At 63.6% G+C, this 14,661-nt stretch carries 13 protein-coding genes and 1 riboswitch; of the genes, 8 read left to right on the top strand and 5 right to left on the bottom strand.

The features are described 5' to 3' along the window. Window positions 1-154: 154 nt before the first annotated feature. On the bottom strand, window positions 155-1,234 hold the full coding sequence (locus EBS11_RS11960) for a porin (protein ID WP_290603194.1): 1,080 nt from the start codon (window positions 1,232-1,234) through the stop codon (window positions 155-157). Between the two features lie 416 nt (window positions 1,235-1,650). Between EBS11_RS11960 and EBS11_RS11955 the strand changes: the two genes are divergently transcribed. Then, complete coding sequence (locus EBS11_RS11955) at window positions 1,651-3,171, top strand: SEL1-like repeat protein (protein ID WP_290603193.1); 1,521 nt, start codon at window positions 1,651-1,653, stop codon at window positions 3,169-3,171. Between the two features lie 8 nt (window positions 3,172-3,179). Here EBS11_RS11955 and dapF read toward each other — a convergent pair whose 3' ends face one another. From dapF to EBS11_RS11940, 3 genes are read right to left on the bottom strand one after another with little or no spacing between them, the layout of a single operon-like run. Continuing rightward, window positions 3,180-4,043: a diaminopimelate epimerase gene (dapF, locus tag EBS11_RS11950; RefSeq protein WP_290603192.1), complete on the bottom strand. Its 864-nt coding sequence runs from the start codon at window positions 4,041-4,043 to the stop codon at window positions 3,180-3,182. Window positions 4,044-4,054: 11 nt separating this feature from the next. Next, complete coding sequence (locus EBS11_RS11945; protein ID WP_290603191.1) at window positions 4,055-4,930, bottom strand: lipid A biosynthesis acyltransferase; 876 nt, start codon at window positions 4,928-4,930, stop codon at window positions 4,055-4,057. Then, window positions 4,927-5,796 carry a lysophospholipid acyltransferase family protein gene (locus tag EBS11_RS11940; protein ID WP_290603190.1) on the bottom strand — a complete coding sequence of 290 codons (870 nt, stop codon included), beginning with the start codon at window positions 5,794-5,796 and terminating at the stop codon, window positions 4,927-4,929. Before EBS11_RS11940 ends, EBS11_RS11945 begins: the two co-directional genes overlap by 4 nt. A gap of 188 nt (window positions 5,797-5,984) precedes the next feature. Between EBS11_RS11940 and metK the strand changes: the two genes are divergently transcribed. From metK to metF, 4 genes are all read left to right on the top strand, one after another. Next, window positions 5,985-7,151 (top strand): methionine adenosyltransferase, encoded by a 1,167-nt coding sequence (metK, locus tag EBS11_RS11935; protein ID WP_102297496.1) that lies wholly within the window; start codon window positions 5,985-5,987, stop codon window positions 7,149-7,151. Window positions 7,152-7,273: 122 nt separating this feature from the next. Beyond that, window positions 7,274-7,341, top strand: a riboswitch (S-adenosyl-L-homocysteine riboswitch). A gap of 27 nt (window positions 7,342-7,368) precedes the next feature. Beyond that, the gene (ahcY, locus tag EBS11_RS11930; protein WP_290603189.1) at window positions 7,369-8,793 is read left to right on the top strand and encodes an adenosylhomocysteinase; all 1,425 of its coding nucleotides are present in this window, start codon (window positions 7,369-7,371) and stop codon (window positions 8,791-8,793) included. A 195-nt stretch (window positions 8,794-8,988) separates the two neighbouring features. After that, window positions 8,989-9,345 (top strand): phage holin family protein, encoded by a 357-nt coding sequence (locus EBS11_RS11925; RefSeq protein WP_290603188.1) that lies wholly within the window; start codon window positions 8,989-8,991, stop codon window positions 9,343-9,345. Next, window positions 9,332-10,162 carry a methylenetetrahydrofolate reductase [NAD(P)H] gene (gene metF, locus EBS11_RS11920; protein ID WP_290603187.1) on the top strand — a complete coding sequence of 277 codons (831 nt, stop codon included), beginning with the start codon at window positions 9,332-9,334 and terminating at the stop codon, window positions 10,160-10,162. The genes EBS11_RS11925 and metF overlap by 14 nt, the downstream gene beginning before the upstream one ends. A 15-nt stretch (window positions 10,163-10,177) precedes the next feature. On the opposite strand, the gene EBS11_RS11915 is transcribed toward metF, so the two are convergent. Further along, window positions 10,178-10,705: a 5-formyltetrahydrofolate cyclo-ligase gene (locus EBS11_RS11915; protein ID WP_290603186.1), complete on the bottom strand. Its 528-nt coding sequence runs from the start codon at window positions 10,703-10,705 to the stop codon at window positions 10,178-10,180. 132 nt (window positions 10,706-10,837) lie between these two features. Between EBS11_RS11915 and EBS11_RS11910 the strand changes: the two genes are divergently transcribed. From EBS11_RS11910 to EBS11_RS11900, 3 genes are read left to right on the top strand one after another with little or no spacing between them, the layout of a single operon-like run. Further along, a complete protein-coding gene (locus EBS11_RS11910) occupies window positions 10,838-12,802 on the top strand; it encodes a lytic transglycosylase domain-containing protein (protein ID WP_290603244.1) in 1,965 nt (654 codons plus the stop codon). 12 nt (window positions 12,803-12,814) lie between these two features. Further along, window positions 12,815-13,531, top strand: coding sequence for a glutathione S-transferase family protein (locus EBS11_RS11905; protein ID WP_290603185.1), 717 nt, complete (start codon window positions 12,815-12,817; stop codon window positions 13,529-13,531). A 12-nt stretch (window positions 13,532-13,543) separates the two neighbouring features. Continuing rightward, a complete protein-coding gene (locus EBS11_RS11900) occupies window positions 13,544-14,641 on the top strand; it encodes a multifunctional CCA addition/repair protein (RefSeq protein ID WP_290603184.1) in 1,098 nt (365 codons plus the stop codon). Window positions 14,642-14,661: the final 20 nt, after the last annotated feature.

Here is a 14,661-nt window from a genome sequence, read left to right as displayed (position 1 = left end):
CGCTTCATTCTAACCGAGAGTGCCGCGCCATAGGCGCAAAGGGCGCGGCACCGGTGCATTTTCCGCGCGCCCATGAAAAAGGCGGCATGGTTGCCCATGCCGCCCGTTCTTCCATGGTCGTCAGCCCACCCGCAAGGGGTGGGCCGCGGCGCCATTAGAAGTTGTGATGCACGCCTACGCCGATGTAGTTGACCGACGTGGTGTTGTTGTAGTTGGTGACGCTAGCCGATTTCTTGTTCGAAATATCTGCGTACAGGTAGGTACGCTTCGACAGGTTGTAATCGTAGCCCAGCGATGCCTGCTTGGTCTTGGCGACGCCATCCGGCGTTTTTTGACCGTAGCCAGCGCGTACCTTGCCTGGGCCCACATCGTAGTTCATGCCCAGCACCCACGATTTGGTGTCGGTGTTGATGATCTTGAAGTCGCCGTCATCCTGGTGCTGGTACGTTGCCATCAGTTTCAATTCCGTGACGGGATTGAACGAGGCGCCGATCGACCACAGCTTGGCTTGCACGCCATTGCGCTCGTAGGCGGCCATGGCGGCAAATTGCGCGTAGTTGTAGGTCAGCGAGACCGAGTACGGGCTCGACGCCGGTGCCACGTTGGCTGCCAGAGCGTAGTTGCCGCTGGCATTTGTCGTCAGGTTAGGCAACGTCACTGGAACGGCGGCGTTGTTGTTCGCTTCCTTGGCGGCCACGGTGGCGTTGAACTGGAAGCCGGCGATGACGGGCGAGTTGTAGAACGCGGCGTTCGAGAAACGGTTACGCGAGTTGCCCGGGGCGCTCAGCGGATCGCTGGTGTAGCCGGCCACGGTCAGGTCGGTCTGGAAACCGGCTGGCGTCGGCATGCCCGACCACGGTTCAAACGCGGTGCTCGTTTCCTGGAAGGCGGTCAGGCCACGGCCCAGGCGCACGGTACCGAAGTCGCCTTGCAGGCCGACGCGGCTCTGGCCCTGGAACAGGGGACGCGAATTGGTGCCCGAAGTGTTTTCGATGGTGCCGGTATCGGATTCATAGCGAATTTCCAGTTGGAAAATAGCTTTCAAGCCATTGCCCAGATCTTCCGTGCCCTTGAAGCCCAGTTTGTTGTTGTCGCGTTTGGTCACGATGGCGGAATTACCAGTCGCCTTGGCCACGCCTGCATCGATCGTGCCGTAGATTTGAACGGACGACTGCGCTTGTGCGGTTGCGGCGAAAGCGCCGAAGAGTGCGAGGGCAACGAGTGATTTTTTCATGTTTTAATCCCTATTAAAAGTGAGTTCCGTCCGAGATCCGAGCAGATTGAAAGGCATTAACGATCGCGTTTCGATGAATGAACCTTAATTCGTTGGCACGCAAGACGTGCGGGATTGGTCAAATGTGCGTGAAAAGGTTGGTGGAAAGCGTCATAAATCCATGACCCTGTTGTATTTTTGTAACGCGCGATTTCTGCCGACCGTATGCTTGAGGCAAGCGTTTTCCCATTGCCACGGTAGCGGCATGTCGCCATATTGACTTGTTGGTGGGTAGGCATTGTTGCGTTGAATCAAGTTCTTGCGCCGGCTTTGGCGGATTTCCCACACAAGGACGGTACACTAGGGGACGGCCTGCATGGACGGGCCTGGAGACGGCATACTCATTATTAGAATCATTGACTCAATATCGAGAATCGATGGCAAATCGCGAAACATTAGGATTGATCAAGGGGGCGCGGGCGGGCGATGTGGCCTGCCAGTTGGCGTTGGGAAGGGTGTATCTGTTCGGCCAGGGCGTGCCGCAAAGCCTGCCCACGGCCTTGCACTGGCTGGCGCGGGCCGCCCAGGAAGGCAGCCAGGAAGCCTGCATGCTGATCGGCACGCATGTGCCTTTCGAGGTGGCGCGCCCGGCGGCCCAGGCCCTGATTCCGTATTATGCGCAAGCCTTCGATGCGGGGCTGGCCCAGGCCGGGCTGGTGCTGGCGCAACTGGTGCTGGGCCATCCGGGCAGCTGCGACACCTTGCGGGCCACGGCGCGCCGGGGACTGGAAGCGGCGGCGGCGGCCGGTTTGCCCGATGCCCGCTGGCTGTTGTCCCTGCAGGACGGCGCGGCTGCACCGCTGGTGCGGCATGCGGCCGAGCCCGCCAGCGACATCGACGTCACCCTGTACGCGGCCCTGGAGCAGGCGTGGAGCAGCGGCGACCATGCCGGCTTCCTGGCGCAGGGCTTGCCGCTGGCGCGCGAGCTGTTGCAGCGCCAGGCCGCCGCCGGGGCGCGCACCCTCGCGCTCGACGCGCAGCAGGTGCTGCTGCTGTCGCGCTGCGCCCAGGCGCTGGCCCCCGCTGGCGATGCCGAAGGCTGGCAGTGCTGCGAACTGGCCGCGCATGGCGGCGACCGCACGGCGCAGCTGGAACTGGGACTTGGCTATGCGCGCATGGATGCGCAGGGCCAGCGCCTGGCCACGCGCCATGGCGCCGCCAACTTCAAGCGGGCCGTGCGCTGGCTGACGCAGGCCGGCGAACAGGGCCTGGCCGAAGCCTGGTTCGTGCTGTCGCGCATTTATACGAAACCGGAATTTTCCCAGCGCAATGTGGTCGAAGCCCATTGCTGCCTAGAACGTGCTGCCGACCTGGGACATGCCCCGGCCCAGCTCGAATGCGGCATGCATGCCTGGCGCAACCGGCGCGAAGGCGTCAACAGCGACGTGCGGGCCGCCTACTGGCTGCTGCAGGCGCAGGCGCAAGGCAGCCGCGAAGCGGAAGCGGCGCTGGCGCGCATTGCGCCGCGCGGCGAGCCGGGCGACTGGGGCCAGTGCGGCGCCGTGCATGCGGGCGCGCACCTGCGCCAGCTGGGACAGAATCACCCCTTGCTGGCGGCGCGGCTGGAGCTGGCGCGCTGGTTTCACCTGTCGCGCGCCGAAGCCCTGCTGCTCGACGTGCATGCGGCCGACCAGGGGCACTGCCTGCTGGTCGATATCAGCGCCACGCATGGACGGGGCAAGCGGCGCCTGGTGCTGGTCCGCACGGCGCAGGAACGCCAGGTGCTCGACCAGGTCGCGCGCCTGTTCGAGCGTGTCGACTGCGGCGTGACTGGCCCGGAAGGCAATTACCGGCAGCGGCTGTACCGCCTGAAGTGCTATCTGACGGAACTGGAGTTGTCGCAGGAACATGTACCGCAGGAACATGCGCCGCAGGAGCGGCAGTTCCTGGCGGCCTGAGGCAGGGGTTACAGCTCGATCGTGCCTTCGAAGACGGTCACGGCCGGACCCGTCATCAGCACGGGCTTGCCCGGGCCTTGCCAGGCGATCGACAGTTCGCCGCCGCGCGCGCTGATGCGCACGGGCGAGTCCAGCAAGCCGCGGCGGATGCCGGCCACGGCGGCGGCGCAGGCGCCCGTGCCGCAGGCCAGGGTTTCGCCCGCGCCCCGCTCGTACACGCGCAGTTTCACGTGGTGGCGGTCGATGACCTGCATGTAGCCCGCATTGACGCGGCGCGGAAAGCGCGGATGGTGCTCGATGCGCGGGCCCGATGTTTCCAGGTCTTGCGCCTCGACGTCGTCGACCACCTGCACGGCATGCGGATTGCCCATCGAGACGACGGACACCAGCACGGGAGCGTTGTCGCCTGGCAAGTCCAGCTCCAGCGGCCACAGCAGATCGCTGCCTTGCGACACGCCGTCCAGGCCATGCGCATCGAACGGCACCAGCTTTGGCTCCAGCACGGGCGCGCCCATGTCGACCGTGATGCTGCCGTCGGCTTCCAGGCGCGGCGCGATGACGCCGGCCATGGTTTCCACGCGGATGCTGGCCTTGTCGGACAAGCCTTTTTCGCTGACGAACTTGACGAAGGCGCGCGCGCCGTTGCCGCATTGCTCCACTTCGCCGCCGTCGTTGTTATAGATGCGGTAGCGGAAGTCGCAGCCGGGCAGGCGCGGCTTTTCCACCACGAGGATCTGGTCGGCGCCGATGCCGAAGCGGCGGTCGGCCAGGCGCTGCCACTGGGCCGGCGTGAAATCGATGTCCTGGCTGATGGCGTCGATGACGATGAAGTCATTGCCGGCGCCATGCATCTTGGTAAAGTGGAGTTTCATGTTCTGCCGTATCACTTGTGCTGGTTATAGAACGACGCTTCGCCTTCGGGGCGCGTTTTGAAGCGCTTATGCGTCCAGAAATATTCGGCCGGCGCTTCGCGCACGCGTTCTTCGATGAATTCGTTCATGCGGCGCGTGGCGGCCGTGATGTCGTCGCCCGGATAATCGTCCCAGGCCGGGTAGTACGTCACTTGCCAGCCTTCGTAGTTGGGCAGGAAGGTGGCGATGACGGGAATGACCTGCGCCTTGGCGGCCAGCGCCAGGCGCGCCGTGGCCGTCAGCGTGGCGGCGGGTACGCCGAAGAAGGGCACGAATTCCGCATCCTTCTCGCCGAAATCCATGTCCGGCAGCATGAAGTAGGGCAAGCCGTCGCGCAGGGCGCGCAGAATCGTCTTGATGCCGTCCTGGCGCGTAAACAGCTTGGGCGGCTTGAAGCGCGAACGGCCGGCGCGCAAGGCCTGGTCGAAGGCGGCGTTCTTTTGCTGCACGTACATCGAGGAAGCGGAAATTTCCATGGCCGTGGCGGCGCCGGCCACGTCGAGGCAGACGAAGTGCGGGCACAGCAGGATGGTGGGCTTGGCGGCGATCTGCTGGCCCGGGAAGGCGGGCACTTTTTTGATCAGGCGGTTCAGGCGTTCTTCCGGCGCCCACCACAGGATGCTGCGCTCCCACACGCTGCGCGAGTAGGCCTGGAAATGCTGGCGCGCCAGGGCCACGCGTTGCTGTTCCGTCAATTCCGGCATGCACAGGCGCAGGTTCGTCAGGGCAATCTTGCGCCGCGTGGGCATGGCGATGAACAGCAGGCTGCCGACGGCCACGCCAAAGCGGCCGAGGATGGGCAAGGGCAGCCAGTGCAGCAGCCACATGAAGGCGATCAGCAGTCTCATGCCGGCTCCTTGGCGGCATCGGGCGTGGCGGGCGTGGGCGGCGGCGCGCCGCGCGGCACCTTGTAGCGGTTGTAGCTCCACAGGTATTGCGCCGGGCTGCGGGCGATCAATTGTTCCATGGCGGCATTGATGGTACGGGCCTGCTCCGCCGAGGTGCAATCGAGCGACTCGGTAAACGGCACGAAGTGCACGACGTAGCCGCGTCCGCCCGGCAGGCGCTCCGCGTAGGTGATGATGACTTCGGCGCCGCCCATCTGCGCCAGCTTGGCCGGTAGGGTCATGGTGTAGGCGGGACGGCCGAAGAAATCGGCCCACACGCCTTCGCCTTCCTGCGGCACCTGGTCCGGCAGCAGGCCGATGGGCTGGCCTTTTTTCAGGCATTTGGCGAAGATGCGCACGCCCGACATATTGGCCGGCGCCAGCATCAGGTTTTCGCGCGCGCGGGCCCCTTCGATCAGCGGCTTCAAGGCGGCGCGCTTGGGCGGGCGGTACATCACGGTGAGCGGCGTGCGCAGGGCGATCTGCTGGGCGACGATTTCAAAGCAGCCCAGGTGCGGCGTGAGAAAGACGATGCCGCGGCCGTGCTGCAGGGCTTGTTCCACCAGCTCCCAGTTTTCCACCGTCGCATGGCGCGCCACGCGCTCGGCGGGGGCGCACCAGATGAAGGGCAGTTCCAGCACGCTCTTGCCCGCTTCGGCCACGGCCGTATGCAAGTGTTGCGAAAAACCCGCACCCTGCATGTTCTCGCGCATGCGGCGGCGGTAGGACGGTGAAATGGCGTAAATCACCCACCCCAGCACAGCGCCTAGGCCATGCAGGACGGGCAAGGGAAAGATCGATAAGAAGCGAAAAATGGGGACTAACATGAATGAGCTGTTTCCAGGAATGGCGTGTTGCCGTGCCAAAATTTTTTAAGAAGCGTAAAATACCACGTATGCAGTAACCGCTGAGTTAATAGACAACTTGCGAAGCGGAATATAAATATCGCTAAAGCGTCGCAGGCAAAATCCTCTTTACTGCGACAGAACATTCACATAGTAATCAGGAGCTTGCAATGTCAAACGACTATCTCTTCACTTCCGAATCCGTCTCGGAAGGCCATCCCGACAAGGTTGCCGATCAAATTTCCGACGCCATCCTTGACGCCATCCTGACCCAGGACCCGGCCGCCCGCGTGGCTGCCGAAACCTTGTGCAACACGGGTCTGGTGGTGCTGGCTGGCGAGATTACCACCCACGCCAATGTGGATTATATTCAAGTTGCGCGCGAAACCATCAAACGCATCGGCTACGACAACACGGAATACGGCATCGACTACAAGGGTTGCGCCGTGCTGGTGGCCTACGACAAGCAGTCGCCGGACATCGCGCAAGGCGTTGACGAAGGTGCGGGGATTGACCTGGATCAAGGCGCTGGCGATCAGGGCCTGATGTTCGGCTACGCCTGCGATGAAACGGCCGAGCTGATGCCCGCCGCCATCCACTACGCGCACCGCCTGGTCGAGCGCCAGTCGCAGCTGCGCAAGGATGGCCGCCTGCCATGGCTGCGTCCGGACGCCAAATCGCAAGTCACGCTGCGCTACGTCGACGGCCGCCCTGTCGGCGTGCACACGGTCGTGCTGTCGACCCAGCATGCGCCGGAAATCTCGCACTCGCAGATCGAAGAAGCCGTCATCGAAGAAATCATCAAGCCCATCCTGCCGCGCGAATGGCTGACGGACACGAAATTCCTCGTCAACCCGACAGGCCGTTTCGTCATCGGCGGTCCGCAAGGCGATTGCGGTTTGACCGGGCGCAAGATCATCGTCGATACCTACGGCGGCGCAGCCCCGCACGGCGGCGGCGCGTTCTCGGGCAAGGACCCGTCGAAAGTCGACCGTTCGGCAGCGTATGCGGCCCGCTACGTGGCGAAAAACATCGTTGCCGCCGGCCTGGCGCGCCAATGCCAGGTGCAGGTCAGCTACGCCATCGGCGTGGCCAAGCCGATCAACATCACCGTCTACACGGAAGGCACGGGCGTGATTCCCGATACGGAAATCGCCAAGCTGGTGCTGGCGCACTTCGACCTGCGTCCGAAAGGCATCGTGCAAATGCTCGACCTGCTGCGCCCGATCTACCAAAAGAGCGCCGCCTACGGCCACTTCGGCCGCGAAGAGCCGGAATTCACGTGGGAACGCACGGACAAGGTCGCCCTGCTGCGCGACGCGGCCGGCCTGAAGTAATCCAGCCCGCTTGCTGATGAGCGCCCCGGCCGCTAGGCCGCGGGCGCTTTTTTTATGTGTTGTTGCGGGGCCATGCATGCCGAACAGGCTGGCGCGCGCGGCTTGACAATGTTAAAATCCGGCGTCCGAGGAGCGTTGCGACGAAGAAATTCGCCAGGCTCGGAATATCCTGCAACCGCGCTCACGTACCTTTTTCAACAACTGAAAGGAGGGCGTGATGAACGCCGTACTCAAATCGCAACACGACTACACCATCGCCGATATCACTCTGGCCGCATGGGGCGACAAAGAAATCAAGATTGCTGAAACGGAAATGCCAGGCCTGATGGCCATCCGCGAAGAATTCGCGGCAGCGCAGCCTCTGAAAGGCGCGCGCATCACCGGTTCCATCCACATGACCATCCAGACCGCCGTGCTGATCCAGACCCTGGAAGCACTGGGCGCGCAAGTGCGTTGGGCATCGTGCAACATTTACTCCACGCAAGACCATGCCGCCGCCGCCATCGCCGCCGCCGGCACCCCTGTGTTCGCCGTCAAGGGCGAGTCGCTGGATGACTACTGGGAATACACGCACCGCATCTTCGAATGGCCGGATGCGAACGGCAAGGCCGTCTATTCGAACATGATCCTCGACGATGGCGGCGACGCGACCCTGCTGCTGCACCTGGGCGTGCGCGCGGAAACCGACCTGTCCGTGCTGGCCAACCCTGGCTCGGAAGAAGAAATCTGCCTGTTCAACTCGATCAAGAAGCACTTGCTGGTCGACCCGACCTGGTACTCGAAGCGCCTGCCGGAAATCCTCGGCGTGACGGAAGAAACGACGACCGGCGTGCACCGCCTGTACCAGATGCACAAGGAAGGCAAGCTGGCTTTCCCTGCCATCAACGTGAACGATTCCGTGACGAAATCGAAATTCGACAACCTGTATGGCTGCCGCGAGTCGCTGGTCGATGGCATCAAGCGCGCCACCGATGTGATGATCGCCGGCAAAGTGGCCGTCATCGCCGGTTACGGTGACGTGGGCAAGGGTTCGGCCCAAGCCATGCGCGCCCTGTCGGCGCAAGTATGGGTGACGGAAGTCGATCCGATCTGCGCACTGCAGGCGGCGATGGAAGGCTACCGCGTCGTGACCATGGATTACGCCTGCGAACACGGCGACATTTTCGTTACCTGCACCGGCAACTACCATATCCTCACGCACGATCACCTGACGCGCATGAAAGACCAGGCCATCGTCTGCAACATTGGTCACTTTGACAATGAAATCGATGTTGCTTCGCTGAAGCAATACGAGTGGGAAAACATCAAGCCGCAAGTCGACCACATCATCTTCCCGTCGGGCCGCCGCATCATCCTGCTGGCCGAAGGCCGCCTGGTCAACCTCGGTTGCGGCACGGGCCACCCGTCGTACGTGATGAGCTCGTCGTTCGCCAACCAGACGATCGCGCAGATCGAACTGTACGCGAACACGGCCAACTACCCGGTCGGCGTGTACACCCTGCCGAAACACCTGGATGAAAAAGTCGCCCGCCTGCAACTCAAAAAGTTGAATGCGCAGCTGACGGAATTGACGCAAGAGCAAGCCGACTACATCGGCGTGCGCACGGAAGGTCCATACAAGCCCGACCACTACCGCTACTAATTTGGCTGGTTGCTCCGCGAGCCTACTGCGCGACGCGGGGCGAGGCCGGCGATGCTCGCTGTACATAAAGTACAGCTGCGCTTCTCGGCCACGCCGCACGTCTGCTCGCTACGGCTCCCGAAGCAACGATACTTCGCGGACTACTTGAAAGCCGGCTGCGGCCGGCTTGCCCCTCTTTTTTGACAGGCTAGAGAAATGCGCTTGCTACTGATTTGGTTTATCAATGCGGCAGCCCTGTTTGCCGTTCCCTACCTGATGCACTCGGTGACGATGAGCAGCGGCTGGACCGCGCTGCTGGCCGCTGCCGTGCTGGGGCTGGTCAATGCGCTGATCCGCCCCCTGCTGATCCTGCTGACCCTGCCCGTGACGTTCTTGTCACTGGGCCTGTTCATCCTGATCATCAACGGCTTCATGTTCTGGCTGGTGGCGCAGATGATCGCTGGTTTCCATGTCGCCAGTTTCTGGTCGGCCGTGGGTGGTGCCATTCTGTACAGCATCATTTCCTGGGCCTTGTCGACCTTACTTTTGAGTAATGACAATGGCAACCCATAACTTCAGTATTGAGTTTTTCCCGCCGAAAACCCCGGAAGGGGCGGAAAAGCTGCGCGCCACGCGCGCCAAGTTGTCTGAATTGCATCCGAAGTATTTTTCGGTGACGTTCGGTGCGGGCGGCACGACGCAGCAGGGTACGCTCGACACCGTGCGCGAGATCCTGGCGGCCGGCGAAGAAGCCGCGCCCCATCTGTCTTGCGTGGGCGGTTCGCGCGCATCGATTCGCGCCGTGCTGGCCGACTTCAAGGCGGCGGGCGTGAACCGCATCGTCGCCTTGCGCGGCGACTTGCCCAGCGGCTATGGTGCCTCGGGCGAGTTCCGCTACGCCAACGAGCTGGTGGAATTCATTCGCGCCGAGACGGGCGACCATTTCCATATCGAGGTGGCCGCCTATCCGGAAGTGCATCCGCAAGCCCGTTCGCCGCAGGACGACCTGCAGGCGTTCGCGCGCAAGGTGCAGGCCGGTGCCGATGCCGCCATCACCCAGTACTTCTACAATGCCGACGCGTATTTCCAGTTCGTCGAGCAGGCGCAGAAGGTGGGCATCAACGTGCCCATCGTGGCCGGCATCATGCCGATCACGAACTACACGCAGCTGATGCGTTTTTCGGACATGTGCGGCGCGGAAATTCCACGCTGGGTGCGTCTGAAGCTGGCCAGCTTCGGCGACGACAGCGCGTCCATCAAGGCCTTCGGCCTGGACGTGGTGACGGGCTTGTGCGAACGCCTGCTGGAAGGCGGCGCGCCAGGCTTGCATTTCTATAGCATGAACCAGGCGGCGCCCACGACCGCATTGTGGCAGCGCCTGGTCAAGTAATCCCCGTCTGATGCGTCAGAGCAGATCGCCCTCGGTCACGATGTGATCGAGGGCGATGTCGTATTCGCCCTTGGGAAAGTGTGCCGCCAGGCACGCATAGGCGATGCCGACCGTGCGCGGGCGGGGCGTGGCCGCCAGGGTGCGGTCGTAATAGCCGCCGCCATAGCCGAGCCGGTAACGTTCTTCATTAAATCCCAGGCAGGGCACCAGCAGGGCGGCGGGTGCCGGGCGCAGGCGCAGCTGGGCCGGCACGGCCACGCCCATGCCATCCTTGACCATGGGCTCGCCCGGCGTCCAGGCGGAAAACGCCAGCGGCGCATGTTTTTCCAGCACCACCGGCAAGCTTAACTGCACGCCGCGCGCGGCCAGCCGGGCATAGGCGTCGTGCAGGTCCGGCTCGCCATGCAGGGGCCAGTACACGCCCAGTTCCCTGACATTTTCCTGCGCGCACCAGTCCAGCAGGCGCCGCGCGATGGCCGCATCCCACGGCGCGCGCGTGGCGTCGGGCAGGGCGCGGCGGGCCGCCAGCAGGGCTTTGCGCAAGCTGGCTTTTTCCTGTGGCGCAATGGGTGGCCGTGTAGCCGGATCGCATGTTATTCTAGGGTCGCTATTCATATCACCATCAAGATTGAGAGTCGTACATTGATTTCCCCACTGAAATGGATTGCCGGCTCGATGCTGTGTGCCGCATCGGTCCTGTCTCCCCTGGCCGCCCTGGCACAGGTGACCGCCACCGTATCGCCTGCCGCAGCGCTTGCGTCCGATACGCGCAGCGAGGACGATGCCTTCCTGCTGCTGCGCGACGCCGCGCGCAAGGATGACGCCGACAAGGCGGACTTCTATGCGGCCCGGCTGACGAATTACCAGATTCCATCGTATGTTGACTATTATCGGCTGAAACCGCGCATCAAGCAGTTGACCGAAGCACAATTTCGCGATTACCTGAACCGCTACAAGGGCAGCGCCATCGCCGACCGTTTCCGCAACGACTGGCTGCTGGAACTGGGCCGCAAGCGCGACTGGGTCGTGTTTGATGAGCAATATCCACAATTCGCCCTCGACGACGATACCCAGCTCAAGTGCTACGCGCTGATGTCGCGCGCGGCCAAGGGGCAGAACGTGGCGCCCGAGGCGCGCAACCTGCTCGTCTCGCCGCCCGGCTATGGCGAAGCGTGCGGCAGCCTGATCGCGGTATTGGCGCAAAATGGCCAGTTCGATACGAACGACCTGTGGGCACAGATCCGCCTGGCGGGCCAGACGAATGCCACGGGCCCGGCGCGCCGCATCGCGCTGCTGCTGGGCGCGTCCGACGCGAAGATGGCGCAGGCGATCGACTTGCCCGCCTTGGTGCTGGCCAAGGGCGCGGGCGCCAGCCGCGCCGACCATGAAATGTATCTGGTGGCCGTGGGCCGCATGGCGAAAAGCACCCTGAAACTGGGCGTGGTGGCCCTGCAAAAGGCCAGCCCGTCCCTGACGGCGCAGGAGCAGGCCATCGGCTGGTCCAACCTGGCCCTGCAGGCATCGTATTCGCTGGCGCCGGAAGCGTTTGAATATTGGCAAAAAAGTAATGGCGCACCGCTGACCCTGGAGCAGATGCAGTGGAAGGCGCGCATTGCCTTGCGCGAAGGCAACTGGCCCGTGGTCAAGTCGTCGATCCAGGCCATGCCGGCCTCGCTGCGCACGGACCCCACCTGGGTGTACTGGCTGGCACGGGCGCAGCAGGCGGAAACGCCGGGCCGCCCGAACGCGCAGGCCGATGCCCTGTACCGCACGATCAGCGATCAATCGAACTTCTATGGTCTGCTGGCCAATGAAGAGCTGGGCAATCACCTGGTCTTGCCGCCGCCGGGCCAGCCCGTCACGCCGATGGAAATCGCCGCCATGGCCGCCAATCCGGGCTTGCAGCGGGCCTTGAAATTCTTCAACATGCGCTTGCGCTTCGAAGGCACGCGCGAGTGGAACTGGGAACTGCGTTCGATGACGGACAGGCAACATCTGGCGGCCGCGGAATTTGCGCGCCAGAACAATGTGCTCGACCGCATGGTCAACACCTCGGACCGCACGCGCCTGGAAGTGGACTACACGCAGCGCTACCCGACGCCGCACGACGACGTCATGCATCCGGCCACGCAAACCCTGGGCCTGGACAAGGCCTGGGTATATGGCCTGATCCGCCAGGAATCGCGCTTCATCATGGATGCGCAGTCGCACGTGGGCGCCTCCGGCTTGATGCAGGTCATGCCGTCGACGGCCCGCTACGTGGCCAAGAAGATCGGCCTGACCGATTTCGTCACGGAAACCCTGAGCGATGTGCGCACGAATGTCTTGCTGGGCACGAATTACCTGAACATGGTGCTCGGCGGCCTGGACGGTTCGCAAGTGCTGGCCAGCGCCGCCTACAATGCGGGGCCGGGACGCCTGCGCATCTGGCGCGCCACCATGACGCGTCCGCTGGAAGGCGCCGTCTTTGCCGAGACCATTCCATACACGGAAACGCGAGGCTATGTGAAGAACGTGATGGCCAACGCCACCTTTTACGCGGCCCTGTTCGAGAAAAGCCCGCAGTCGCTGAAGGCGCGCCTGGGCACCGTGGGACCGAAAAACAGCGCCGTTTCTGCCGATTTGCCATCATCCAACTAAATTTCGCCGACCATGCAAACGACCATCCTTGACCCCAGTCTGACACAAGCCCTGGCCAGCGCGCGCGAGCCGGGCCTGACCCTCATCATCGGCAACAAGAATTACTCGTCCTGGTCGATGCGGCCGTGGGTGGCCATGACGGCCTTCGGCATCCCGTTCCAGGAAGTGCGCGTGCTGCTCGACCAGCGCGACACGGCGACGAAAATCGCCGCATACTCGGCCTGCGGCAGGGTGCCCGTGCTGCTGGCGGGCGAAATGACGATCTGGGACAGCCTGGCCATCTGCGAATACCTGGCCGAGCAGTTTCCTGACAAACATCTGTGGCCGCAGGACGTGGCCGCGCGCGCCATGGCGCGTTGTGTCTGCGCGGAAATGCATTCCGGTTTCGCCGGCTTGCGCACGGATATGTCGATGAATATCAAGGCGAACTTGCCGGGCCGGGGCCGCACGCCCGCCGCGCAAGCCGATATCGGCCGCATCAGCGAAATCTGGGAAGAGTGCTTGTCGCGCTTCGGCCATCACCAGTTCCTGTTTGGCGATTTTTCCATCGCCGACGCGTATTTCGCCCCCGTCGTCATGCGTTTCCGCACCTATGGCGTGAGCCTGGCGCCGGCCCTGAACGCGTATTGCGAGCGCGTGCAGGCGCATCCGGCCGTGGCGCGCTGGATCACGGAAGCGCTGGCGGAGACGGAAACGGCGCCCAAGCACGATGCGGAACTCCCTGATTAAGAAAAGAGCAACATGAAGATTTACACGGTCGGTGGCGCGGTGCGCGACCAACTGCTGGGCTTGCCCGTGAAAGACCACGACCACGTCGTCGTCGGCGCCACGCCCGACGACATGCTGCGCAAAGGCTTCCGTCCCGTGGGCAAGGATTTCCCCGTCTTCCTGCACCCGAAGACGCAGGAAGAATACGCGCTGGCCCGCACGGAACGCAAGACGGCGCCCGGCTACCGGGGCTTCGTCTTCCACGCGGCGCCCGACGTTACCCTGGAAGAAGACCTGGTGCGGCGCGATCTGACCATCAACGCCATCGCCCGGGCCGAGGACGGGACGTTGACCGACCCGTTCGGCGGCATTGCGGATATTCAGGATAAAGTGTTCCGCCACGTGTCCGACGCGTTCGGCGAAGATCCCGTGCGCATCCTGCGCCTGGCCCGTTTTGCCGCCCGCTTCGACACTTTTACGGTGGCGCCCGCCACCATGGCCCTGATGCGCCAGATGGTGGCCAATGGCGAAGTCGATGCGCTCGTGGCCGAGCGCGTGTGGCAGGAAGTGGCCAAGGGGTTGATGGAGCGCCGTCCTTCGCGCATGCTGGCCGTGCTGCAGGAATGCGGCGCGCTGGAACGCATCATGGGGGAAATCACCGTCAGCGCGCACCTGCTGCAGGTCATCGACCATGCGGCAGCGCAAGGCCATGACTTGCCCGTGCGCTTCGCCGCCCTGATGTTGCATTTGAGTAAAGAGTCCATCGAGCAATTGAGCGTACGTCTGCGCGTGCCCAACGAGTGCCGCGAACTGGCCGTCATGGCGGCCCGCGAACGTGACACTATCAATGGCGCGCTGGCGCTGGACGCCGACGCCATCGTCGCCCTGTGCGAACGCTGCGACGGCTGGCGCAAGCCGCAGCGTTTTGCGCAGCTGCTGCAAGCCGTGGCCTGCGACGGCCTGGTGGCCGGCGAGTTTGTCCAGGCGGCGCGGCTGCAGGGCGGCCTGGACGCGGCGCGGGGCGTGAATGCGGGCGCGCTGGCGCAAGCCTGCACGGAGCCCAAACGCATCCCCGACGTCATCCATGCGGCGCGGGTGGCGGCCGTGCAGGCGTTCCTGGCCCAGGCTTGAACGGCGGAACTACGTTACAA

Origin of the sequence: Janthinobacterium sp., from assembly GCF_009923995.1 — a bacterium.
In the GTDB taxonomy this organism is placed as follows: Bacteria; Pseudomonadota; Gammaproteobacteria; order Burkholderiales; family Burkholderiaceae_D; genus Janthinobacterium.
The sequence above is the reverse complement of the archived record's forward strand: the minus strand, read 5'-3'. Positions and strand labels throughout refer to the sequence as shown.